General features: G+C 73.9%; 23 protein-coding genes. 10 read left to right on the forward strand and 13 right to left on the reverse strand.

What is annotated here, in order from left to right; all coding sequences use genetic code 11:
* Positions 1-19 precede the first annotated feature (19 nt).
* A complete protein-coding gene (locus DMP17_RS35930) occupies positions 20-1,828 on the forward strand; it encodes a BCCT family transporter (RefSeq protein ID WP_226352373.1) in 1,809 nt (602 codons plus the stop codon).
* A gap of 285 nt (positions 1,829-2,113) precedes the next feature.
* Positions 2,114-3,856, forward strand: coding sequence for a hypothetical protein (locus DMP17_RS35935; protein WP_226352374.1), 1,743 nt, complete (start codon positions 2,114-2,116; stop codon positions 3,854-3,856).
* Between the two features lie 6 nt (positions 3,857-3,862).
* Here DMP17_RS35935 and DMP17_RS35940 read toward each other — a convergent pair whose 3' ends face one another.
* The 3 genes from DMP17_RS35940 to DMP17_RS35950 form a co-directional block, all read right to left on the reverse strand.
* Positions 3,863-4,828, reverse strand: a complete 966-nt coding sequence (locus DMP17_RS35940) for an NADPH:quinone oxidoreductase family protein (RefSeq protein WP_226352375.1) — start codon at positions 4,826-4,828, stop codon at positions 3,863-3,865.
* Positions 4,829-4,914: 86 nt separating this feature from the next.
* Positions 4,915-5,223 (reverse strand): hypothetical protein, encoded by a 309-nt coding sequence (locus DMP17_RS35945; protein ID WP_073574211.1) that lies wholly within the window; start codon positions 5,221-5,223, stop codon positions 4,915-4,917.
* Positions 5,224-5,424: 201 nt separating this feature from the next.
* Positions 5,425-5,850 (reverse strand): hypothetical protein, encoded by a 426-nt coding sequence (locus tag DMP17_RS35950; protein WP_062396034.1) that lies wholly within the window; start codon positions 5,848-5,850, stop codon positions 5,425-5,427.
* 285 nt (positions 5,851-6,135) lie between these two features.
* Here DMP17_RS35950 and DMP17_RS35955 point away from each other — a divergent pair, with 285 nt between their 5' ends.
* Positions 6,136-6,702, forward strand: a complete 567-nt coding sequence (locus DMP17_RS35955) for a hypothetical protein (RefSeq protein WP_226366199.1) — start codon at positions 6,136-6,138, stop codon at positions 6,700-6,702.
* Between the two features lie 15 nt (positions 6,703-6,717).
* Here DMP17_RS35955 and DMP17_RS35960 read toward each other — a convergent pair whose 3' ends face one another.
* Together DMP17_RS35960 and DMP17_RS35965 are read right to left on the reverse strand one after the other, a co-directional pair.
* The gene (locus DMP17_RS35960) at positions 6,718-7,236 is read right to left on the reverse strand and encodes an ester cyclase (RefSeq protein ID WP_337831866.1); all 519 of its coding nucleotides are present in this window, start codon (positions 7,234-7,236) and stop codon (positions 6,718-6,720) included.
* A gap of 71 nt (positions 7,237-7,307) precedes the next feature.
* Positions 7,308-7,796 (reverse strand): ester cyclase, encoded by a 489-nt coding sequence (locus tag DMP17_RS35965; RefSeq protein WP_337831867.1) that lies wholly within the window; start codon positions 7,794-7,796, stop codon positions 7,308-7,310.
* A gap of 77 nt (positions 7,797-7,873) precedes the next feature.
* Between DMP17_RS35965 and DMP17_RS35970 the strand changes: the two genes are divergently transcribed.
* The 4 genes from DMP17_RS35970 to DMP17_RS35985 all read left to right on the forward strand — a co-directional run bounded on the left by DMP17_RS35970 (position 7,874) and on the right by DMP17_RS35985 (position 11,874).
* Positions 7,874-9,424: an AMP-binding protein gene (locus DMP17_RS35970; RefSeq protein WP_337831868.1), complete on the forward strand. Its 1,551-nt coding sequence runs from the start codon at positions 7,874-7,876 to the stop codon at positions 9,422-9,424.
* A 26-nt stretch (positions 9,425-9,450) separates the two neighbouring features.
* Positions 9,451-10,065 carry a TetR/AcrR family transcriptional regulator gene (locus tag DMP17_RS35975; RefSeq protein WP_226357755.1) on the forward strand — a complete coding sequence of 205 codons (615 nt, stop codon included), beginning with the start codon at positions 9,451-9,453 and terminating at the stop codon, positions 10,063-10,065.
* 70 nt (positions 10,066-10,135) lie between these two features.
* The gene (locus tag DMP17_RS35980) at positions 10,136-10,492 is read left to right on the forward strand and encodes a hypothetical protein (protein ID WP_226357756.1); all 357 of its coding nucleotides are present in this window, start codon (positions 10,136-10,138) and stop codon (positions 10,490-10,492) included.
* A 26-nt stretch (positions 10,493-10,518) separates the two neighbouring features.
* On the forward strand, positions 10,519-11,874 hold the full coding sequence (locus DMP17_RS35985) for an MFS transporter (protein WP_337831869.1): 1,356 nt from the start codon (positions 10,519-10,521) through the stop codon (positions 11,872-11,874).
* 20 nt (positions 11,875-11,894) lie between these two features.
* On the opposite strand, the gene DMP17_RS35990 is transcribed toward DMP17_RS35985, so the two are convergent.
* From DMP17_RS35990 to DMP17_RS36005, 4 genes are read right to left on the reverse strand one after another with little or no spacing between them, the layout of a single operon-like run.
* The gene (locus DMP17_RS35990) at positions 11,895-12,263 is read right to left on the reverse strand and encodes a hypothetical protein (RefSeq protein WP_337831870.1); all 369 of its coding nucleotides are present in this window, start codon (positions 12,261-12,263) and stop codon (positions 11,895-11,897) included.
* A 52-nt stretch (positions 12,264-12,315) separates the two neighbouring features.
* On the reverse strand, positions 12,316-13,152 hold the full coding sequence (locus DMP17_RS35995) for an Fpg/Nei family DNA glycosylase (RefSeq protein WP_226357759.1): 837 nt from the start codon (positions 13,150-13,152) through the stop codon (positions 12,316-12,318).
* A gap of 29 nt (positions 13,153-13,181) precedes the next feature.
* Positions 13,182-13,637, reverse strand: coding sequence for a DoxX family protein (locus DMP17_RS36000; RefSeq protein WP_337831871.1), 456 nt, complete (start codon positions 13,635-13,637; stop codon positions 13,182-13,184).
* 56 nt (positions 13,638-13,693) lie between these two features.
* Positions 13,694-14,227, reverse strand: coding sequence for a hypothetical protein (locus DMP17_RS36005; protein ID WP_337831872.1), 534 nt, complete (start codon positions 14,225-14,227; stop codon positions 13,694-13,696).
* Positions 14,228-14,334: 107 nt separating this feature from the next.
* Here DMP17_RS36005 and DMP17_RS36010 point away from each other — a divergent pair, with 107 nt between their 5' ends.
* The 3 genes from DMP17_RS36010 (at position 14,335) to DMP17_RS36020 (ending at position 16,944) form a co-directional block, all read left to right on the forward strand.
* Positions 14,335-15,561 carry a threonine synthase gene (locus tag DMP17_RS36010; RefSeq protein ID WP_337831873.1) on the forward strand — a complete coding sequence of 409 codons (1,227 nt, stop codon included), beginning with the start codon at positions 14,335-14,337 and terminating at the stop codon, positions 15,559-15,561.
* 40 nt (positions 15,562-15,601) lie between these two features.
* On the forward strand, positions 15,602-16,084 hold the full coding sequence (locus DMP17_RS36015) for a hypothetical protein (RefSeq protein ID WP_062396040.1): 483 nt from the start codon (positions 15,602-15,604) through the stop codon (positions 16,082-16,084).
* Positions 16,085-16,158: 74 nt separating this feature from the next.
* Positions 16,159-16,944, forward strand: a complete 786-nt coding sequence (locus DMP17_RS36020) for a TauD/TfdA dioxygenase family protein (RefSeq protein ID WP_337831874.1) — start codon at positions 16,159-16,161, stop codon at positions 16,942-16,944.
* A gap of 128 nt (positions 16,945-17,072) precedes the next feature.
* On the opposite strand, the gene DMP17_RS36025 is transcribed toward DMP17_RS36020, so the two are convergent.
* From DMP17_RS36025 to DMP17_RS36040, 4 genes are read right to left on the reverse strand one after another with little or no spacing between them, the layout of a single operon-like run.
* A complete protein-coding gene (locus tag DMP17_RS36025; protein ID WP_226357764.1) occupies positions 17,073-18,113 on the reverse strand; it encodes a D-alanine--D-alanine ligase family protein in 1,041 nt (346 codons plus the stop codon).
* Positions 18,114-18,116: 3 nt separating this feature from the next.
* Positions 18,117-19,589, reverse strand: a complete 1,473-nt coding sequence (locus DMP17_RS36030; RefSeq protein ID WP_337831875.1) for an ATP-grasp enzyme — start codon at positions 19,587-19,589, stop codon at positions 18,117-18,119.
* A complete protein-coding gene (locus DMP17_RS36035; RefSeq protein WP_337831876.1) occupies positions 19,586-20,362 on the reverse strand; it encodes an O-methyltransferase in 777 nt (258 codons plus the stop codon). The genes DMP17_RS36030 and DMP17_RS36035 overlap by 4 nt, the downstream gene beginning before the upstream one ends.
* Positions 20,359-21,564, reverse strand: coding sequence for a sedoheptulose 7-phosphate cyclase (locus tag DMP17_RS36040; protein WP_337831877.1), 1,206 nt, complete (start codon positions 21,562-21,564; stop codon positions 20,359-20,361). Before DMP17_RS36040 ends, DMP17_RS36035 begins: the two co-directional genes overlap by 4 nt.
* Positions 21,565-21,609: the final 45 nt, after the last annotated feature.

The raw sequence follows: 21,609 nt of genomic DNA on the forward strand, positions 1-21,609 counted from the left end.
CATGCGGGCGTGACCACGTATGACACAGGCCCAATCACCACCGGACGGCCGTCCGGACACGACCGGGGACGACCGGCCCCGCACCGACTGGATCGTGTTCGGCGTCGGCGCCGCGCTCGCGCTGCTGTTCGTGCTGTGGGGGCTGCTCAGCGCCGACACCCTCGGCGCCACCGCCGAGGCGATGCTCGGCGGGCTGATGCGCGGCGGCGGCTGGGGCTTCATCCTCGCCGCGACCGCCTTCGTCGCCTTCGCGCTGTTCCTGGCCTTCAGCCGGTTCGGGCGCATCAAGCTCGGTGCCGACGACGAGGAGCCCGAGTTCCGCACGGTCTCCTGGATCGCGATGATGTTCTCCGCCGGTATGGGCATCGGGCTGATGTTCTTCGGCGTGAACGAGCCGCTGACCTTCTTCCAGTCGCCGCCGCCCGGCGCGGCCGAGCCCGGCACCATCGACGCGCTGCAGACCTCGATGGCGACCTCGCTGTTCCACTGGACGCTGCACCCGTGGGCGATCTACGCCGTCGTCGGCCTCGCCATCGCCTACTCCACGTTCCGCAAGGGCCGCCGCCAGCTCATCAGCCAGGCCTTCATCCCGCTGATCGGGCGCAAGGCCGCCGAGGGCTCCATCGGCCGGGGCATCGACATCCTCGCGATCTTCGCGACGCTGTTCGGCTCCGCGGCCTCGCTGGGGCTGGGCGCGTTCCAGATCGGCGGCGGCATGCAGACCGTCGGCTGGGTCGACGGCCAGGTGAGCCCCTGGGTGCTCGCCGCGATCATCATCGTGCTGACCGCCGCGTTCATCCTCTCCGCCGTCTCCGGTGTCGAGAAGGGCATCCAGTGGCTGTCCAACACCAACATGGTGCTGGCGGCGGTGCTGGCGTTCTTCGTGTTCGTCGTCGGCCCGACGGTGATCATCCTCGACCTGATCCCGACGTCGATCGGCGCGTACTTCTCCCAGTTCTTCGAGATGGTCGGGCGCACCGAGGCCGTCGGCGGCGAGCCGATGCTCGAGTGGCTCTCCGGCTGGACGATCTTCTACTGGGCGTGGTGGATCTCCTGGACGCCGTTCGTCGGCATGTTCCTGGCGCGGATCTCGCGCGGGCGCACCATCCGTGAGTTCGTCGGCGGCGTCATCCTCGCGCCGAGCCTGGTCTCGCTGGTCTGGTTCTGCATCTTCGGCGGCACCGCCATCACCCAGGCCCAGCAGGGCACGCAGTTCTCCGACGACTCCAACGTCCAGCTGTTCCAGATGCTGGCCGCCTACCCGTGGGCGACCTTCACCGGCCTGCTGGTCATGCTCCTGGTCGCGATCTTCTTCGTGTCCGGCGCGGACGCCGCGTCGATCGTCATGGGCACGCTGTCCCAGCGCGGCACCATCGAGCCCAGCAAGTGGGTCGTGGTCTTCTGGGGCTCGGTCATGGGTGCGGTCGCCGTGCTGATGCTCGTCACCGGCGGGGAGAACGCCCTGGACGGCATCCAGAACCTGACCATCCTGGTCGCGGCGCCGTTCGTCGTGATCATGGTGCTGCTGTGCTTCGCGCTGTTCAAGGACCTGCGTCGCGACAAGGTCGTGCTGCGGGACGAGAAGGGCGCGCAGGTGCTGGAGCAGGCGGTCGACTGGGCCACCGACAACCACGGCGAGAACTTCTACGTCAAGGTCGGCGCGTTCGACCCGGACGACGAGAACGCGCCCGCCGACGGCAACGGCAGCTCCGGCAACGGCCACGGTTCCGTCGCGGCCGGCGGGGCCGACGGACCGGACGGGCGGACCGGCGACGAGTCGACGCGGGCGACCGCCGAACGGCGCGACAGCCCGGTCGGCGGCGACTGACCACCTCTCGTCGCACACGACGGCGGCCGGACACCCTCCCGGGGTGTCCGGCCGTCGTCGTCCGTGGCAGGGTCGAGGGCTCACGGTCGCGGGGACGGCCGGACGATCGGACGGCCCGTGACCGACCGCCCACCGACGGTGAGCGGTCGGGAGTGACCCGGGCCGCCCGCGCTCGTTGGACCTCCTGCGACCACCCGGTGCACGGCCCCCGCGCGCACCGACGATCATCGGAAAGTGCTGCGCCGCAGCCGGAGCGGATGGGAGGGACCTGACACAGTGGGCCGGATGCGTCTCGTCTTCACCCCGGGGGACGACCAGGGGTACGCCGAGGCCCGCAGCCGCCTGCTGGAGCAGTTCTCCCTCTGGGCCCGCCGCCGTCGCGTCGAGGTCGACACCGCGCTCGTCGCCGCCGTGCTGGACTACAAGTACGCGCGCGACCGCAGGCTGGGCCGCTGGACGCGCTCGCACATCGCCGACGCGCTGGGCATGTGGTTCCCGCGCAAGGTGACCGTGCTCGAGCCCGACGACGTCGCCCCCGCCTTCCACGCACTCGTCGACTTCGTCGACGAGCACGACTGGTTCGACCCGCAGTCGCACCCGGCGGACGCGCTGCACCGTCAGGTCCTCGACTCCACCCCCGCCCTGCACGACGGCCTCGCCGACGAGCGCAACTACGACCTCGGCAAGTTCTGGGGCGTGCAGCTGCACCGCCACGGCGTCGACCCGGCCGACCCGGCCGCCGTGCAGCGGTTCCTCGACCGCGCCGGTGCCGGGCAGACCGACGTCGACCGGCACGCGCTCGCCGAGATCATGCGGCGCGAGGCGCAGCGGCCCACCCGCACCGAGTGGAACCCGGAGCTGCCGCCGGTGCCGATGCCCGGCGCCGCGGCGCTCGTCGACGCCGCGGAGCGCTCCGAGGCCCTCGAGCTGCTCCGCAAGCTGACCCTGTGGGTGCGGGCCGGGCGCCGGCTCACCTCCGACGGCCGCCTCGACCGCACCGACGCGCTCGACCTCGCCGCGCACCTGCAGCTCGACCACATCTACCGCGAGACCGCCCGCACCAGCGACGACCTGCCCGAGGTGTCGCTGCTGCTGCGCTGGGCCCGCTCGGCGCGCCTGGTCCGTGTGGTGCGCGGGCGGCTGCTGCCGGTCAAGAGCGCGGGACCGCTGCTGAACCGGCCGATCGAGCTGTGGCGCCGCGTGTTCGAGTCGGTCGGGCGCCTCGGCGACAGCCTGGGTGGGACCGACGTGTTCGGGGCGCCGTCGCTGTTCGGGATGTCGATGTCGCAGGCGTTCCCGATGCTGTGGGTCGGGCTCTACGCCACCGGCGGCGGGCAGGTCCCGCTCGAGCACTTCCACCGCCAGGTCCGCGACGCCGTCAACGACGAGGCCGGCTGCGTGGTCGACGACCTCGCCGGCGACGTCGAGCAGCGGCTGTGGCGCCGCGACGTCACCGCCCTGCTGGACGCCTGCGAGCTGCTCGGCGCGATCGAGCTGACCGAGACCCTCGACGCCGACGAGCTCGACGAGCTGTCCCGGGTCGCGCACCGCGACGACCCGGACCCCACGGTCGTCGCGCTGACCCCGATGGGGCTGTGGGCGGTGCACGAGTACCTGACCGAGCAGGGCATGCACCTGCCCGCGCCGGGCGAGCTGGCCGACGAGGACGTCGAGTACGTGTGCGTGCGGATGAGCGGGGTGCGGGCCGACGTCGCCGAGGCCGAGCTCGCCGCGTGGGCGCTGGCCCGCCACCCCGGCGACGCCGTGCGCGAGCTGGACCGCTTCCTGCGCCGCTGCGAGGTCCCGGTGCACCGGGCCCTGGCGCTGCACGCGCTGACCGCGACCGGCCCGGCCGGGCGGGCGGTGGCCGCCCGCCACCGGTTGCACGTCGCCGAGCCCGTGGTGGTGCCGGCGCCGCACCGCCACGTCGGCCCCACCCCGGCGCCGCGCGCCGCGGCGGCGGCCGCCGAGACCACGGCGCCACTGCCGCGCACCGCGGTCCGGCACAACCTCGAGCCGGCCGGCTGACCCGGCTCAGGTCAGCAGCACGACCTTGCCGGTGACGGTGCGGTCGTCGATGCGGGACAGGGCGGTCGCGGCGTCGTCGAGGCCGAAGCTCTCGCTGATCAGCGGGTCGAGCGCGCCCGAGCGCAGGTGCGGGAGCAGCGCGTCCCACTCGGAGCGGATGAAGTCCGGGCGGCCCAGCGCGTAGGCACCCCAGCCGACCCCGCGGACGTCGACGTTGTTCAGCAGCAGCCGGTTCACCTTCACCGTCGGGATGTCACCCGCGGTGAACCCGACGACCATGAGCCGGCCGAGCGGGCCGAGGCAGCGCACCGAGTCGGTGAAGCGGTCACCGCCGACCGGGTCGACGACCATGTCGACGCCCGCACCGCCGGTGAGCTCCTTGACCGCGTCCTTGAACCCGTCGACGCCGACGGTGTGCGTCGCGCCCGCGCGCCGCGCGACCTCGGCCTTGGCCTCGGTGGAGGTGACGCCGATGACGGTGGCCCCCATCGCGGCGGCCAGCTGGATCACCGCGGTCCCGACGCCCCCGGCCGCGCCCTGGACGAGCACCGTCTCCCCCGCCCGCAGGCCACCACGGGTGTCGAGGGTGAAGTGCGCGGTCAGGTAGTTCATCGGCAGGCAGGCGCCCGCGGCGAACTCCACCTCGTCGGGCAGCGGGAAGACGTGCTGCTCGGGTGCGGAGACGGTCTCGGCGAACACCCCGGACATGGTGAACGCGACGACCCGGTCACCGGCGGCGAACCGGCTGTCCGGGCCCGCCTCGCGCACCGTGCCGGCGCACTCGGAGCCCAGGGTGAACGGCGGGTCCGGCTTGTACTGGTACATCCCCTTGGTCAGCAGGACGTCCGGGAAGTTTACCCCGGCCGCGGCGACGTCGATCAGGACCTCGCCGTCACCGCGGACCGGTGGCTCGACCTCCGCGACGCGGACCGCGGACGGCCCGTCCAGCTCGCTGACCTGCACTGCACGCACGTGTGCTCTCCCTCGTGGTCCGACGGCGGTGTCCGCCGGTCATCGAACCACGGGCGCGGATGGTCCACACGGGCCGCGGGGCGCGGCTACACGGGCTGGGCGTCGCCGTAGCGCGGGGTGCGCGGCTCGGTGAGCGCGTCGCACAGCTCGGAGAGCCGGTTGTCGATGCGGTCCTGCACCCGCTCGAGCGCGTCGAGCTCCAGCATGAGGTCCAGGGCGTCGCCGGTGGTGCCCCCGGAGAGGACGCGCTCCAGCTCGGCGCGGCGCTCGGCGGCGCGACGACGGCAGGCGTCGGCGGTGGCCTTGTGGGCGCGCAGCCGGGCACGGGCGGGGTCGGCGAGATCGCGGCCGCCGTTGACGGTGGCGACGCGCTCCTCCAGCAGGTGCGGGTTCACGGGGCCCTCCGATGCGTGGTGGTGGGAACGTCGGCTCGGCGGTGGCGTGACCGCCGCCACATCCCACGCTAGACGATCAGCGTGTGCCGCGCATCACATCGGTGTGACATCCGTGGGGAACCGGCCCCGGACGCGCGACGACCCCCGGTGCCGCGGGCACCGGGGGTCGTCGGGTGTCGGGTCGGGTCGGGTCGGGTCGGGTCAGTCGCCGCGGCGCGGCTGCGGGATGAGCTCCGCCGGGCCGCGACGGCGCTGGGCGACGGCGTCGGTGGTCAGGTGGTAGTGCCCGCGGCGCGACCGCCGGCACAGGTAGGCCCGCTGCGGGCGTCCGCCGAGGGCCTCCAGCTCACGGGCGGCGCACTCGGCCGCGTCCCGGTCCGGGTAGATGACCTTGCCGTCGCTGCCGGTCGCGGAGGCGCCGAACCGCTCGCGGTCCTCGATCTCGCGCCGCCCGGGGAGGCAGACCTCCGGCCGGCCGGACCGCATCAGCCGCGCGTAGCGGGCCAGCACGCGGCCCCGCTCGCCGTCGACCACACCTCGTCCGGACGGCAGGTTCTCCACCGACCGCCGTGCCGCGGGGATCATCCCCGGGTGCACCGCCGGAACCCTGTCGAACTGCCCGTCCATGTCGCCTCCACGTCGCCGTCACTTGTGGATCGCTCGACTCATCCTGCCTCGTTACCGCCTGCGGCGGACTCGCTCGATCGTGTCATCTGTCACGCAGACACCGGCACATTCGCTCACTCAGTGTGACATCGCCTGCTGATCGGCGTGCCGGCGACGCCGTTCACCGCCGCGTCGGTCGTGTCATCACACCTGTGGGTACGGCCGTGTGCACCAGCCTGTGCGCCCGTCCGGACCGTCCTATCCTGGTTCCCCGGGAACGCGCGTGCCCCGGGTCGGGGGACGAAGATGGCGATCCAGCCCGAGACGGGTGTCGGGAACGGGGCGTCCGGCGGCCCGCGGTGGGACGAGGTGTTCACCCCGTCCGACCTGGCCGAGGGCGTGTTCGACGTGCGCTGGGACCTGCGTCCGCGGCTGCGCCGCTGGCTGGCCGACCAGGGGCTGGCCACCGCGTCGGGGCGCGAGACGCACCGTCCCGCGATCGACGCCTGGGCCCTGCTCGACGGCGGCGTGATCGCCGTGTCCGCGGTGAGCCTGCCCGGCATCCCGCCCGGCGCGGTGCCGCTGCCCGGACAGGAGCCCGCCGCCGGCACCACTCCCCCACGGAACTCCGCGCTGCTGTCCCCGGGCATGCGGCTGATCGGGCACCGCACGCTGCGCCTGGTCGTCGCCCGCCTCGGGCTGCCCGGTGGCGACGAGCCGCTGCCCGGGGAGCACCGCGACGTGCCCGGCCTGGTCGAGGACCTGTTCGACGCCCGGCGCCGCGACGCCGAGAGCGCCGAGCAGGCCGAGCTGCTCGCCACCTGCACCGACCGGACGTCGCTGCGCTGGGTGGTCACCGCACTGCGGCCCTGAGGCGACCGCCCGGGGTCAGGACGCCGCTCCCCTCCCGGTCGGGCTGCGGTACACCCCGATCTGCTTCATCAGACCGAGCAGGTCGTAGGTCGCGTTGAGGTAGCACGCCCGGCCGTCGCGGAAGTCGAACGTCTCCAGCCCGGCGAACGCGAACGGCCTGCCGGTTCCCGGGATCCCGGGCGGGGTGAGCGTGCCGCTGAAGTGGCCGGTCCCCCGCCAGCTGAACGACACCCGGGCGTCCTCCGTGGCGAACATCGGCGGCGCGGTGACCTCCCAGACCAGGTCCGGGTAGGCGCCGAGGACGTACCGGACGTAGTCGACCGCGCACTGCTGCCCGCGCACGTCCCAACCGGTGTGGCGGGTCGTCGGGCTGTCGAGCCAGAAGTCCTGGGTGACGATGTCGCGGACCTGTTCGGGGTCGTGGCTGTTCCAGCCGTCGATCCAGCTGCGGTACCAGCGCACCGCGAAGTCGACCCCGACCGGGCCCGTGTCGGCGACGGGACGCCCCGCGGGCGTGGTGATGTCGTGCGGCATGGTCGTCTCCTGGTCTCGGTGGTGGGGGCCGTGCGGCGCGGACGGCCCTCCCGGCGTCGGGCGGCCGGGGGTCATCGGCGCCCCGTACCGCTCCGCAGTACGCCGGTCCGGCGCAGCAGCCCCATCAGGTCGTAGCTGGCGTGGAGCCGGTGGGCGCGACCGTCGCGGAAGTCGAAGACCTCCAGGCCGACGAAGTCGAACGGGAGCCCGGTGCCGGGGATCCCGGGCGGGGTGAGCGTTCCGGTGAAGTGCCCGGTCCCGCGCCAGGTGAACGCCGCACGCGGGGTGTCGGGGGCGAGCAGGGGCGGCCCGGTGCGCTCCCAGGTCAGGTCCGGGTAGGCCGTGAGCACGTACCGCATGTAGTCGGCGGCCGCGTCGGGACCCCGGACGTCCCAGCCGGAGTTGCGCGTCGTCGGCGTCTCCAGCAGGAAGTCGTCGGTCACGAGCGGGCGGACCCGGTCCGGGTCGTGGCTGTTCCAGGCGTCGATCCAGGCCTGGTACCAGCGCAGCGCGGCGTCCGGATCCAGCCGGGTGGCGCCCGGGGACGGGGTGGTCGTCATCGCGTCTCCTCAAAAATCTAATGGTCGTCAGATTTTAAGCTAACATAGGAAACCTGCCCGGCAGACAGGAGCGGACGATGGTGTTCACCTTGCGCGGACTGGTCGAGGAACGACGGCGCGAGCGACCCGACGACGTCGTGGTCACCGAGGACGGGACCGACACGACCTGGCGCGAGCTCCACGACCGGTCGGTCCGGATCGCCGCCGCCCTGGTGCGCGACGGCGTCCCACCCGGCGGCCGGGTCGCCCACCTGGGGAAGAACTCGTCGGCGTGGTTCCCGTACCTGTTCGGCTGCGCGCTGGCCGGGGCCGTGGCGGCGCCGCTGAACTGGCGGCTCGCACCCCGTGAGCTGGCGGAGATCATCGACGACAGCGGCGCGGAGGTCGTGTTCGTCGCCCCCGGGATGCACCGGACCGCCGACCTCGTCGAGGAGGCGCTCGGTCGCGGACTGACCGTCGTGCTCCTCGGCGGGGACCACGACGGACGGCCGGGCCTGACGAGCTGGTGGGGCCCCGCGGAGGATCCCGCGGTCGAGCCGCCCGACGACGTCGCGCTCGAGCTCTGTACGAGCGGCACCACGGGACGCCCGAAGGGGGTCCTGTTCGCCGGCCGCACCAACCTCCGGGTCCTCATCCGGGACATCGCGCCACGCTGGGGACTCACCGACGGCGAGGTGAGCCTGCTGGCCATGCCGCTGTTCCACATGGGTGGCGTGGCCTGGGCACTGGCCGGCCTCGCCGCGGGGGCACGCGGCGTGGTCGTCCGGGACTTCGATGCGGCCGCGGTGCTCGACACGATGGAGCGCGAACGGGTCACGACCGCCTTCTGCGTCCCCACCATGCTCGCCTCCCTGGTCACCGAGGCCCGGTCCACCCCCCGGGACCTCGCGCTGCGGCGGATGACCTACTCCGGCGCCCCGATCAGCACGACGGCGCTGGTCGCGGGCATGCGGACCTTCGGATGCGACTTCGTCGGGATCTACGGCCTCACCGAGGCGACCGGCGCGTTCGCCCAGCTGCCACCGGAGGACCACGACCCGGAGGGCAGCCGCTCCCACCTGCTGCGGTCGGCGGGGAAGCCCTACCCGTGGGTCGAGGTCGCCGTGGTGTCCCCGACCGACGGGCACACCTGCACGGTCGGGGAGATCGGCGAGATCCTGACCCGGTCGGAGCAGAACACCGTCGGCTACCGCACGCGCGCCGGCGTCACCTCCGCGCTCGACGCGGACGGCTGGCTGCACACCGGGGACCTCGGCCACCTCGACGCCGACGGCCGGATCTTCCTGGTCGACCGGGCCAAGGACCTCGTCATCAGCGGCGGGGAGAACGTCTACCCCGCCGAGGTCGAGAACGAGCTCGCCGCACACCCCGACGTCGCCGAGGTCGCGGTCATCGGCGTCCCCGACCCGAGATGGGGCGAGACGGTGAAGGCGATCGTGGTCCCGCGGCCGGGGACCCGTCCCGATCCGGCCGCGCTGATCACCTTCGCCCGCACGAGGCTGGCCGCGTTCAAGTGCCCGACCAGCGTCGACGTGGTGGACCGGCTCCCGCGGACCGCGACCGGCAAGGTGATCAAGGGCGAGCTGCGGGAGCCGTACTGGCGTGGTCACGACCGGCTCGTCCACTGATCACGGGCCGGGGTGAGAATGGGGTCGTGCAGGCCGAGCTCCGTCGTCCGTCCAAGGGGGACCGGACCCGTCGCCGGCTGCTCGACGCGGCGGCGGCGCTGCTGGCCCGCGACGGACCGGCCGGGGTCAGCCTCAGCGGGATCGCCGAGGCCGCGGGCCTGCAGACCGGGAGCATCTACTTCCACTTCGGCTCGAAGGACGAGCTCATCGCGACGGTGCTCGAGGAGGGTCTGCGCGAGTCGCTCCGGCATCTCGACGACGCCCTGCAACCCCACCCGGCCGGCGACGCCGGGGCCCGGCTGTGGGCGGCCGTCCGCGCGCACCTCGACGCCCTGGTGGAGCTGAGCGACTACGCCGCCGTCGTGCTGACGATGCCCGAGCCCGACTCCGACGCGTCGGTCGCGACCTACCGCTCGCTGATGCAGCGCTACCGGAACCGGTGGACCGAGCTGGTCGAGGACGCACAACGGTCGGGCGCGGTCGCCGCCGGACCGGAGGCCCGGCTCGTGCGCGACCTGCTGTTCGGGGCGATGAACGCGGTCGCCGGCACCCGTCGGCGACCCGGGCGGACCCCGGCCGACTGCGCCGCCGCGGTCCGGGAGCTGCTGGCGGGCCCGCTCGGTCCGCCTCCGGGGGGATGACCGCGACGCCGGGACCGCCGCCGACCGGCCGCCGTGGGACCCGGCGGGCAGGCCGTGGCACCCTCCTGTCGTGACGACCTGGACCAGCGACGAGTGCGCCGCCCACTGGGGCGTGCAGGTGGGCACCTGGAACTCCTACGTCTCCCGCGGCCAGGCCCCGGCCCCGCTGCCCGACCCCGGCCCGGGCGGCCGCAAGGTCTGGGACGCCGACGCCGTCCGCGCGTTCTCCCGGCCCGGGGTGGGCCGCCGCCGGGGATCCGCCGAGTCCGCGGCCGTGCTGGAGGAGCTGCGGGCGGCGGCGGACGCCCCGCGCGAGCGTCGCCGCGAGCTGCTGCGCGCCGGGCGCGAGGCCGGCTGCGAGGTCAGCGCGATGGCGGCGGCGCTCGGTGTCTCCCGGCACACCGCCTACGCCTGGTTGAAGGACTGACCCTCCGGCGGAGAGACTGCGCGGGCGTGCGCACCGCAACGGAGGGGGAAGGCGTGCTGGTCTCGACGGCCGTACGGACGGCGACGAAGCGGCTCATCCCGCTGCTCGCCCTGGCCTATCTGCTGAACTACATCGACCGGGTCAACGTCGGGTTCGCGTCGCTGACGATGAACGCCGACCTGGGCCTGTCCGCGGCCGCCTACGGCCTGGGCGCCGGGCTGTTCTTCATCGGGTACTTCTTCTTCGAGGTCCCGTCCAACGTGATCCTGCACCGGGTCGGCGCCCGGATCTGGATCGCCCGGATCATGGTGACCTGGGGCATCGTCGCGTCGTCGACGGCGTTCATCCAGGGCGAGGTCGGCTTCTACGTCGTGCGGGTGCTGCTCGGCATCGCCGAGGCCGGCTTCTTCCCCGGCATCATCCTGTACCTGACCTACTGGTTCCCGAGGGTCGAGCGGGCGCGGATCGTCGCGCTGTTCTTCCTGGCCGTGCCGCTGTCCTCGGTGGTCGGCGGACCGCTGTCGACGTGGCTGATCTCGGTCGGCGACGGCGCCCTGGGCTTCGACGCCGGCTGGCGCTTCATGTTCTTCGTCGAGGGCATCCCGGCGGTGCTGCTGGGGATCGCGGTGCTGTGGCTGCTGCCGGACCGCCCGACCCGGGCCCGGTGGCTGCCCGCCGACCAGGCGGTCGCGCTGGAGGAGCGGATCGCCGCCGAGGACGCGGCGGCGGCCGGGCAGGACCGCGGCGTCGCCGCCGCCCTGCGCGACGGCCGGGTGGTGGCCCTGTCGGTCGTCTACTTCGGGATCGTGTTCGGGCTCTACGTGCTGGCGTTCTTCCTGCCGCAGATCGTCGCCGGGTTCGAGCAGCAGTTCGGCGCCGACTACTCGCTGGTCGAGGTCGGCCTGATCACCGCGGTGCCGTACGCGATCGCGTCGGTGACGATGGTGCTGTGGGCCCGGCACTCCGACCGCAGCGGCGAGCGGCCGCTGCACGTGGCCGTCCCCGCCGTCGTCGGGGCGGTCGCGATCGCGGGCGCACTGTACATGGACTCGCCGCTGCTGGTCATGGCGTGCGTGACCGTCTGCGCGATCGGGGTCTTCGCCGCCATCCCACCGTTCTGGTCGCTGCCGAACGCGTTCCTCACCGGTGCCGGGGCGGCCGCCGGGATCGGGCTGATCAACTCCTTCGGCAACCTGTCCGGGTTCGCCGGGCCGTTCGTCGCGGGGTGGTTGAAGGACCTGACCGGTGACTCCCGCGCCGGGATGTGGGTGGTCGCGGTGATGATGCTGATGTCGGCGGCGATCGCGGTCGGTTTCCGCCGGACGGTGCAGCGGGCTGCGGCGGCCGACGGAGCCGACCGGACGGCCGATCGTCGAGAGTGATCGACCGGTCCCTGACTGCGTCAGTACCCGATCGCACTCGCGTAGTGGACCGCGCCGAAGGCGACGGCGGAACCGGTCACGGCGAGGGTGACCAGCGCGAACGGCCAGGCCGGACGCCGTTCGACGACCCGCAGCACGGTCATGGCGAGACCCGCCACGCCGGCGGCCGCCGCGACCACCAGCGACCCGCCGACCGAGACCAGCACGGCCGAGGAGCTGCAGGTCCGCGGCGGGCAGTAGTCGAGGAACGCGATGAGGAAGACGGCACCGAACACACCCAGCGCGACCAGCATCCCGGTCACGGCCAGCGCGACCCCGGACAACGCGGCGTCCCAGCGGACGATCGGCCGACGTCCCGTTTCCGGACGAGCGGGACCGGTCGACAGCATGACGTCAACGGTACCGCTACCGCCCGGTACAGGACAGATCGGACATCCGTCATCACCGTTCGGTGAGCGGCCGGGCGCTGTGTCCCGCCTGGCACCCGGGGCACCAGAACAGGTTCCGCGTGCGGACCTCGGCGTGCGCGATCGGGGCGCCGCAGACCAGGCAGGGCTGCCCGGTGCGGCGGTAGGCGTAGACGACGCTGGCGCAGACCGCGCCGCGGTCGGGGGGCGCCAGCAGGGCCGGGTCGTGCTCGGGGCGCAGCGTCTCGATCCGGCCGCGCCGCTCGCCGTCGTGGAGCATCTCGGTCAGGTCGTCCCAGAGCAGCGCGAAGGACCGGTCGTCGAGGTCGCGGGCCGGGGTCATCGGGTCCAGCCCGGTGCGGAACAGCGTCTCGGCGCGGAAGACGTTGCCGATGCCCGCGATCACCGACTGGTCCATGAGCAGGGCGGCCAGCGGGACCCGGGAGCGGGCGAACCGCTCCCGGACGCGGGCCGGGTCGGCGTCGTCGCGCAGCGGGTCCTCGCCGAGCCGGGCCCGCAGCTCCGCGACCCCGACGTCGTCGAGGAGCTCGCACGCGGCCGGGCCGCGCAGGTCGGCGTAGTGGGTCTCGCCGACGATCCGCATCCGGACCTGGCCGCGGGGCGGCTCCTGCGGGAGCGTCCGGTTCGGGAACCGGCCCCACAGTCCGAGGTGGACGTGCACGGTGGTGTCCGGGCCGTAGTGCTGGAACAGGTGCTTGCCGTGGGCCTGCACGTCGACCAGCACCCGCCCGTCGACGATCTCGGCGCCGGTGGTGAACCGGCGCTGCGGACTGGAGACGGCCACCGGCCGTCCGGCGTAGCGGCGGCGCTGCAGCCGCGCGAGCCGGTGCACGGTGTGTCCCTCGGGCATGTCCCGGGGATCCCCCGCCGGGGTGGGTCCTACTCCCCCGCGGAGACACCCACCGCGTGCCGGGCGGGCGTGCGACCGCGGCCGGCGACGAGCGCGTCGACCGAGAACCGGCCCGGTCCGACCGCGGCCAGCGCGAGCCCGCCGGCGGCGATCACGCCGACCAGCTCCCAGCCGCCCGAGTCGACGAACGGGTTCAGGCCCGCGTGCGCGAAGAGGAACGCCCCCGCCATCGCGACGACGACGGTGAGCCCCGCCACGGTCGTCGCGGCACCGGCGAGCAGCAGCAGACCGCCCCCGAGCTCGGCCGCGATCACGAACAGCGCGGAGACCGTGGGCAGCGGGATGCCCATGCCGGCGAAGCTCGACGCGACCCCGCCGACACCACCCGAGAGCTTCTGCAGGCCGTGGGCGACGAGGACGACGCCGACGAGCAGCCGGACGAGCAGGAGGGCGATGTCGGAGAGCGGCGCGGGGAGCGGTCGCATGAGTTCCTCTCGATTGTTGAACTTTCACGCTTGCGCTCCCGAGGCTAACAGGATCGTCAGAACGGCGTAGTCGTGTCCGAGGTCACCGCCCCCGAGGCGTCGGTGTCGGTGACCTGCTCCTGCCCGTGACCGTCGGCGCCGGTCGTCCGGGTGACCAGCTGGGTGGAGCCGTCGGCGTAGGTGGTGCGGTCGGTGTAGGAGCGGCTGCCGTCGGCGTTCTCGGAGCCGTAGGTCTCGGACACCACGCGGCCGAACACCTCGTCGACGATCGACCAGTCCACCGTCCCCGCCTGCGGGTCGGTGGTGCGGGTGTTGTGCCGGACGCCGATCTGACGGTCCTGCTCGTCGGTGATCGGCTCGTCGTAGTTCTCGGTCCACGGCTCGTCGCTGTCGATCGGCCCGTACCCCGAGCCCTCCGGCGGGCGCAGCTCACCGCCGGTCGCCCCACCGGCGGGCGGGGTGGTCCCGCCGTCCGAGGACGACGCGCCGAACCCCGCGGAGGTGCCGTAGACCCGGTACCCGTCCTCCCGCTGCTCGTAGATCACGGTGGTCTCCTCGGGGAAGGCCTCGGCGTAGCGGCGGTCGGTCATCGTTCCTCCTGGTCGGGGGTCGTACCGGGTCCCCCGTCCTCGCCCCGGCCCGCGCCGCCGTTACCCCTCCGGTTGCGCCGCGGCACGACGGGAGATCAGGTGGACCCGTGCCCGACTTCTCGACGCTGTCCCACCTGGAGTGCTCCCGTACCGGCGAGGTCCTCGACGCCGACACCGTGCAGGGCACCTCGGCCTCCGGCGCCCCGCTGCTCGCCCGCTACGACCTGGACCGCGCCCGTGCCCTGGTGACCCCGGCGGACATCGCCACCCGCCCGCCGGACCTGTGGCGCTACCACGAGGTCCTGCCCGTGCGGGACCCCGCGCACGTGGTGACGATGGGCGAGGGCATGACCCCGCTGCTGCCGCTCCCCCGCGCCGGCGCCCGCCTCGGGCTGCCCGGCCTGCTGATGAAGGACGAGGGGCTGGTCCCGACCGGGGCGTTCAAGGCCCGCGGCGCCGCGGTGGGCGTCTCCCGCGCGGCCGAGCTCGGCGTCCGGGCGGTCGCGATGCCCACCAACGGCAACGCCGGCGCCGCCTGGGCCTGCTACGCCGCACGCGCCGGGCTCGGTGCGCTGATCGCGATGCCGGTCGACGCCCCGGAGATCACCCGCCGCGAGGTCGTCGTCTCCGGCGGGGAGCTGTACCTGGTCGACGGCCTGATCGGCGACGCCGGGAGGCTCGTCGCCGACGCCGTCGCCCGTCGCAACTCCGGCGGGGCGGGCTACCAGGACACCTCGACGCTGCGCGAGCCCTACCGCATCGAGGGCAAGAAGACGATGGGCTACGAGATCGTCGAGCAGCTCGGCTGGCGCTGCCCGGACGTCATCCTCTACCCCACCGGCGGCGGCGTCGGGATCATCGCGATCCACAAGGCACTGGCCGAGATGCGGGAGCTCGGCTGGATCTCCGGTCCGCTGCCCCGGCTCGTCGCGGTGCAGGCCACCGGGTGCGCGCCGATCGTCGACGCGTTCGAGGCCGGCCTGCGCGAGTCGACGGCCCCGGCCGACCCGCACACGGTGGCGTTCGGGATCACCGTGCCCAAGGCGCTGGGCGACTTCCTCGTCCTCGACGCCGTGTACGACACCGGCGGGACCGCCGTCGCGGTCTCCGACGACGAGCTGCTCGCCGCCGAGCACGCCCTCGCCCGCGACGAGGGCACCTGGATCTGCCCGGAGGGCGCGGCCTGCGTCGCCGCGGCGGGCCGGCTGCGGGAGTCGGGCTGGCTCGACGGGTCGGAGACGGTCGTCGTACTGAACACCGGCAGCGGGCTGATCTACCCCGACACCGTGACCGCCGACGCGCCGGTGCTGGCGAAGGACGGGCGCATCCCGTGACCCACGGCGACCTCGTCGTGATCACCGGTAGCCTGCGCACGTGTCACTCCTGCGACCCGGATCCGAGCCGTCCCCCGCGCCGCTCTCGCGGTACTGGCGGACCTACGTGGCCGAGTGCACCGAGCAGGTGCAGCGCTTCCACCGGATCACCACGGTGATCTCGGCGATGCAGGTGCGGACGTGGCTCACCGAGATCGGCAAGCGGCTGGACTCCGAGCTGGAGGCGGTGCAGCGCCTGGCCGCCGTCGGCGACTCGATCGAGCCGGCCCGGTTCCGGCTCACCGAGCCGCCGGCGAAGCGGATCGCCGCCCGGCTGAACAAGGCCAAGGCGTCGCTGAAGCAGTCGGTCGACCAGGCCGCGGAGATCGCCGAGCAGGCGGTGCTGGACCCGACCCACGACGACGTCCGGGTGCACCTCAAGGTCCTCAACGAGCAGGTCGGGCGGCTCGCGATCGCCGCCCCGATGGAGGACGAGCCCGCCGACCGCCCGCGTCGCCGCCGGTGGGGCCGCACGGCGTCCTAGACCTCCGTGTCCGGCCCCGTGTCCCGGCCCTGCGTCGGCGCGCGGGTGTCCGCGGGCGCCCGCACACTCGGGTGATGGACATCGAGGCCCTGCACCCGGTCGGCGCCCGCGTCACCGGGGCGTCCCTGCCCGACCTCGACCCGGACGCGCTCGGGGCGCTGCTCGCCGAGCACGGCGTCCTCGTCCTGCCCGGCCAGGACGACGTCGGCGACGACGACTTCCTCGCCTTCCTGCGCGGCCTCGGCCCGCTGGCGTTCACCACCGGTGAGACGCCGCTGGAGACCCACCCGGACCTCAACGTGATCTCCAACGTCGGCCGCGACACCCCGCCACGCAGCTCGTTCCACGTCGACACCAGCTACGTCGCGGCCCCGCCCGCCTACACCGCGCTGCGGGCGGTGACCGTCCCCGCCCGGGGCGGCGCGACCCAGTTCTCCAACCAGTACCGCGCCTACGAGACGCTCCCGGAGCCGCTGCGGACCCGGCTCGACGGCCGCAGCATCCGCCACGTCGTCACCGGGCTGTCCCCCGACGACGCCGGTACCGAGACCGAGGCCTGGCACCCGGTGTTCCGCCCGCACCCGCGCACCGGCCGGACCGCGCTCTACCTGTCGACCGCGGCCCGCTGCGCCGAGGTCGGCGGGATGGACGCCGAGGAGTCCGCGGCGACCGTGCGGGAGCTGCTCGGACACTCGACCCGGCCGGACAACGTGCTGGACCACCGGTGGGCACCGGGCGACGTCGTGATCTGGGACAACGCCTGCGTGCTGCACCGCGCCGACCACGCGGGCGTCGTCGGGGACCGGGTCATGCACCGCGGCATGGTGCGCGAGCACGTCCGCCCCCGCGCCGCCCTCTGAGCCTCCGTCGCACCCCGGACGCGGTCGCCGCACCCGCCGCGGAGGGTGCGCGGGCCACCTCCGGGGTGCGACGGCGCGCCCGACCGGCGGGGGCCCCGGCGGCGGGAGCCCCGGCGGCGGGAGCCGGATCAGCGGTCGGGGCCGGGCGGGGCGGTGGTGCGGGCGGCGGCCCGGGTGACGGCCTCGGCGAACAGGTCGGCGACGCCGATCCCCGCGGCCTCGGCCATCGTGACGACCACCGAGGTGCGGGCGAACGAGCAGTACAGCCCGGCCTCCAGGAACCAGGGCCGGCCGTCCGGGTCGATGCGGAAGTCGAACAGCCCGTAGTCGCGGCAGCCCAGGGCGCGGAACGCCGCGCGGGCGGCGTCCTGCACCGGCCCGGTGACCGGGTCGCCGGCGTCGACGATCCAGGACCGGGCGTCCTTCGCGACCAGGCGCAGGTCGCCGTCGCCGGTGCGGGCGAGCTTGTCGTCGGCGAGGCGGACCGGCTTGTCGACCGCGTCCATCCGGTACTCCTCCAGCGGCAGGCCTACCAGCTCGCCGTCGCGCTCCACCACCGCGCACCGGACCTCGCGGCCCAGCGGCACGAACTCCTCGACCAGGGCGCGGTCGCCGTGGACCAGGGCGTCCTTCAGCGCGACCTCGAACCCGTCCGGGTCGTGGACGAGGGTGACGCCGACCGAGTTGTCGGTGTCCACCGGCTTGACGACGGCGGGTGGCCGGACCGTCGGCACCTGCCCGGCGCGCACCGTCTCCCCCGCCGGGACGGCGACCCCACCCTCGGCGACGACGGCGCGGGCCAGGGCCTTGTCCGCGCCCAGCGCCATGACCTCCGGGGTGTTGCCGACGTAGCCGATCCCGAGCAGCTCGAACAACGCCCGGTGGTGGGTCATCCCGGGCCGGCAGAACATCTGCGGCACCATCACGTCCACCTCCGCCCGGGCGATCTCGGCGACCGCCTCGGGGAGGGTCCGCAGCGGCGCGGCGGCGATCTGCTCCGGGTCGAGCCCGGCCGGGAACCGCCAGCCGTCGGGCGTCACGTACGCGACGACGAACTCGTAGCGCGCCGGGTCGGCGGTCGCGGCGAGGCAGTCCGCGGCGTAGAGCCGGGACAGGTCGCAGAAGAACGCGTCGACGCCCGAGCCGACGAGGTGCAGGACACGCAGCACGGTTCAGTCCCCCGCCGGTTCGACGAGCTTGCCGATGTTGACGTCGACGGTCACCCACGGCCGTCCGCGCAGCAGGTTGCCCAGCAGCAGCGAGGCGATCTGCAGGTGCGGGACCAGCAGGAACGGCAACGGGTCGTGCACGTCGAGCAGCGCCTCCCGCCCGTCGCGCACGATCCGCAGCCGCTCCCGCCACGACCCGGGGTCGCCGAGGAGCCGGCCCAGCTCGTGGTGCAGCCAGTAGGTCGGCCGGGTCCCCGGTGCCGGCACGAGCGTGTCGGCACCGGGGTCGAGGTAGGCCGCGGCGACGCCCGGGTCGTCGTGGAACAGCGTGATCGCGGAGTGGGTGCGCGGGTTGCACTCGATGGCCAGCACCCGGCCGTCGGACGCCTCGATGACGTCGAACGACAGCTGCCCGGTCACCCCCAGCTCGCCGCAGAACCGCCGCACCCAGTCCTCGATCGCCGGGTGGTCGACGTGGTCGTAGTTGAGCAGGAAGCTCGACGACGGGCAGCAGCAGTACAGGCGCACCTCGCCGTCGCGGACGGTGGCGTGGGTGCAGTACTCGGTGCCCTCGACGAACTCCTGCAGGATCCACGGGTTGTCCGGTGAGATCGGCAGGGTCGCGACGAACGCCGCGGTCTCGGCGCGGGTCGGGCGCGGCAGCCGGGTCAGGTCGCGGCGGCGCACCGGGTCGTAGCGCAGCGACTTCAGGATCCACGTCCGTCCGGGCGTGGCGGCGAAGTCGTGGTCGAGGACCTGCGCCGGGTCGGTGATGCGCCGCGCCGCGGGCACCGGCAGGCCGAACCCGGCGGCGGTCGCGGTGAACCGGTGCTTGTCGTCGAGCATCGCGACGACGTCGGCGTCGGGGTGCAGGACCGAGCAGAACGGTTCGAGCAGCCGTTTGGCGTCGGCGTCGTACCAGCTCGCGACGGGGCTGCACACCGGCACGTACACGTCGGCGCCCTCCCGCCGGGCGATGTCGGCGAGCGCGTGGGCGTAGCCCGGCGCGTCCGGGGCGGGGACGACGTGGAACGCGTCGACCGCCCGGGAGAACCGGTGCCCGGTGAAGCGGTAGCGGGCCTGCTCGACGAGCACGACCCGGTGCCCGGCCCGGTGGAAGGCCCGTGCCAGCTCCAGCGCCTTGGTCATCTTCCCGCCGCTGAGCAGCACGGTCAGCGGCCGGTGCGGCCGGGCCCGCTCACGGCGGCGCAGGAGCCCGGCCAGCGCGGCGACGCCGGTGATCGCCAGGTCGGCGGGCAGGGCGGCGGTGAGCAGGGCGAGGGTGCCCGCGGTGCGGACCCGGGTCGCCGCCGTGCCCTGGCGCGGGGTGCCGTCGCGGCCGGTGCCCAGCGCACGTCCGGCGAGCCCGGCGGCGGCGAGCGCGACGACGCCCGTGCCGAGCCGGGCCGGGGCGAGCCGCGCCGGGGCCGGGCCCGACGAACGGGCCCGGCCCCTCATGGCGGTGGTGCGGCTCATGCGGACCGTCGGATCAGGGTCAGCCCGTCGCGCAGCGGCACCAGCACCTGCTCCACGCGGGGGTCGTCGGTGATCCGGCGGTTGAACGCGGCGATGGCGTCGCCGTTGGGCGTGCGCTCCCCGGTCCAGGGCTGCCCCTGCATCAGGGTGTTGTCGACGCACACCACCCCACCCGGGGCGAGCAGGCCGCCGTCGAGGACGGTGTCGAGGTACCCGGCGTAGCCGGCCTTGTCGGCGTCGACGAACACCAGGTCGAACGCGGTGCCGCGCAGCCGTTCCAGGGTGTCCGCGGCCGGGCCGACCTCGACCCGGATCCGGCGTCCCGCCGGGGACGCGGCGAAGCAGTCCCGCGCGAACGCCGCCACGTCGGCGTCGAGCTCGCAGGCGACCAGCTCGCCGTCGTCGGGCAGGGCCTCGGCCATCGCGAGCGCCGAGTAGCCGGTGAACATGCCGACCTCGAGGACCCGCCGGGCGCCGGTCATGGCGACGAGGAACGCGAGGAACCGGCCCTCGACGTGCCCGGACAGCATCTCCTGCTCCAGGGTCCCGGTCCACGCCGCGGACCGGGTGCGCGCCTCCAGCTCGACCAGCGCCGACGACGCCGGCGAGGTGTGCTCGTCGAGGTAGGGGTCCAGGCCCGCGGCCAGGTCCCGGGCCCGGACGAGGTCGGCGTCGGCGCCCGCCCCGGCGCGGGTGACGAGGTCGTCGAGCAGCTCGGCGAGGATCGTCGTCGGTGTGACCGGGCGGGCGGGCCGGGTCGGTGCGCCGGTCACTTCAGCGACCACATGTCCACCCCGCCCGCCGCCGTCGGCAGGTCGGCGACGACCTCCTTGTGCGCGGCCAGGGCCGCGGTCAGCTCCGCGGGGGTGGCGTCGTTGACGAAGTGGCAGGTGCCGATGGGCTTCGGCACCGCCGCGCGCAGCAGCCCGGCCCGGGTCTGGGTGATCGACTCGGTGGCCTCGGTCAGCAGCTCCGGGGTGAGGTACGGGCTGTCGACGGTGAGCCCGAGCCCGCTGAACAGCCGGTGGACGCGGTCCCGCTCGCCGGTGGAGATGTAGCCGCGCCGCTCGGCGAGGGTCGCGGAGAACGCCATGTCGACGCTGATCGCGTGCCCGTGCAGCATCGGTGTCTCCGGGGCCAGCTCCAGGGTCGGGCTCCAGGTGTGGCCGAAGGCGATGACCCGGTCGAGGTCGAGCTCGTGCAGGTTGCGGTGCTCCAGCTCGAGCATGGTGCGCACGGCGTCGTAGGTGGCGCGGTGGGAGATCTCCCGCAGCTCCGGTGTGCCGTCCCGGTGGCCGAACCCGGTGGCGAGCAGGTCCTCGCCGTACTTCTCCAGCAGGTCGAACAGGTCCGCGTTCGCCACCGTCGCGATCTTGATCATCTCGGCGACGCCGTTGCGGACCTGCGCCTCGGGCAGCGTCGCGAGGAACGAGAAGTCCAGCAGCACGTCGTGCGAGGCGTGGAAGGCTCCGAGCCGGTTCTTGTGCTTCCCGTGGTTGACCGCGACCTTCATCGCGACGCTGGCGTCGATCAGGCCGATCAGCGTGGTGGGGATGCGGATGTAGGGCGTGCCGCGCTTGTAGGACGCGCAGGCGAACCCGGCGACGTCGGTGGTCAGCCCACCCCCGACGACGAGTGGCGGCTCGGTGCGGTTCAGCCCGAACTCGGCGAACGCGTCGACGATCCTCTCCAGCGTCCGCAGGCTCTTCGCGGTCTCGGCGATCGTCAGCGGGACCGTGGTCAGCGCGATGCCGTGGTGGTCGAAGTAGGCGCGGATGCGGTCGCCGTAGAGCTCGTGCACCGCCTCGTCGACGACCATCAGGCAGCGGCCCTTGTCCCGGTACAGGTCCGCGACGTGCGGGTTCTCCGGTGCGAAGGCGCCGTCGACGTAGGAGAGGGTGAACTCGATCCGTTCCCAGCTCTCCACACGGAACGCGGTGTCGGTCGTGGTCAGCACGGCCTGGGGATTGCTCATGTCCTCTGGTCTCCGATCAGGTCGATCCGGGGCGGGGCATGGGGT

The sequence above is a fragment of the Pseudonocardia sp. TMWB2A genome (genome assembly GCF_017312135.1).

What these genes read in the sequence shown, in the direction of transcription:
- DMP17_RS35930 (WP_226352373.1), top strand. Translation starts at nt 20, where the DNA reads ATGACACAGGCCCAATCACCACCGGACGGCCGTCCGGACACGACCGGG.
- DMP17_RS35935 (WP_226352374.1), top strand. Translation starts at nt 2,114, where the DNA reads ATGCGTCTCGTCTTCACCCCGGGGGACGACCAGGGGTACGCCGAGGCC.
- DMP17_RS35950 (WP_062396034.1), bottom strand. Translation starts at nt 5,850, where the DNA reads ATGGACGGGCAGTTCGACAGGGTTCCGGCGGTGCACCCGGGGATGATC.
- DMP17_RS35955 (WP_226366199.1), top strand. Translation starts at nt 6,136, where the DNA reads ATGGCGATCCAGCCCGAGACGGGTGTCGGGAACGGGGCGTCCGGCGGC.
- DMP17_RS35960 (WP_337831866.1), bottom strand. Translation starts at nt 7,236, where the DNA reads ATGCCGCACGACATCACCACGCCCGCGGGGCGTCCCGTCGCCGACACG.
- DMP17_RS35965 (WP_337831867.1), bottom strand. Translation starts at nt 7,796, where the DNA reads ATGACGACCACCCCGTCCCCGGGCGCCACCCGGCTGGATCCGGACGCC.
- DMP17_RS35970 (WP_337831868.1), top strand. Translation starts at nt 7,874, where the DNA reads ATGGTGTTCACCTTGCGCGGACTGGTCGAGGAACGACGGCGCGAGCGA.
- DMP17_RS35990 (WP_337831870.1), bottom strand. Translation starts at nt 12,263, where the DNA reads ATGCTGTCGACCGGTCCCGCTCGTCCGGAAACGGGACGTCGGCCGATC.
- DMP17_RS35995 (WP_226357759.1), bottom strand. Translation starts at nt 13,152, where the DNA reads ATGCCCGAGGGACACACCGTGCACCGGCTCGCGCGGCTGCAGCGCCGC.
- DMP17_RS36000 (WP_337831871.1), bottom strand. Translation starts at nt 13,637, where the DNA reads ATGCGACCGCTCCCCGCGCCGCTCTCCGACATCGCCCTCCTGCTCGTC.
- DMP17_RS36005 (WP_337831872.1), bottom strand. Translation starts at nt 14,227, where the DNA reads ATGACCGACCGCCGCTACGCCGAGGCCTTCCCCGAGGAGACCACCGTG.
- DMP17_RS36020 (WP_337831874.1), top strand. Translation starts at nt 16,159, where the DNA reads ATGGACATCGAGGCCCTGCACCCGGTCGGCGCCCGCGTCACCGGGGCG.
- DMP17_RS36030 (WP_337831875.1), bottom strand. Translation starts at nt 19,589, where the DNA reads ATGAGCCGCACCACCGCCATGAGGGGCCGGGCCCGTTCGTCGGGCCCG.
- DMP17_RS36040 (WP_337831877.1), bottom strand. Translation starts at nt 21,564, where the DNA reads ATGAGCAATCCCCAGGCCGTGCTGACCACGACCGACACCGCGTTCCGT.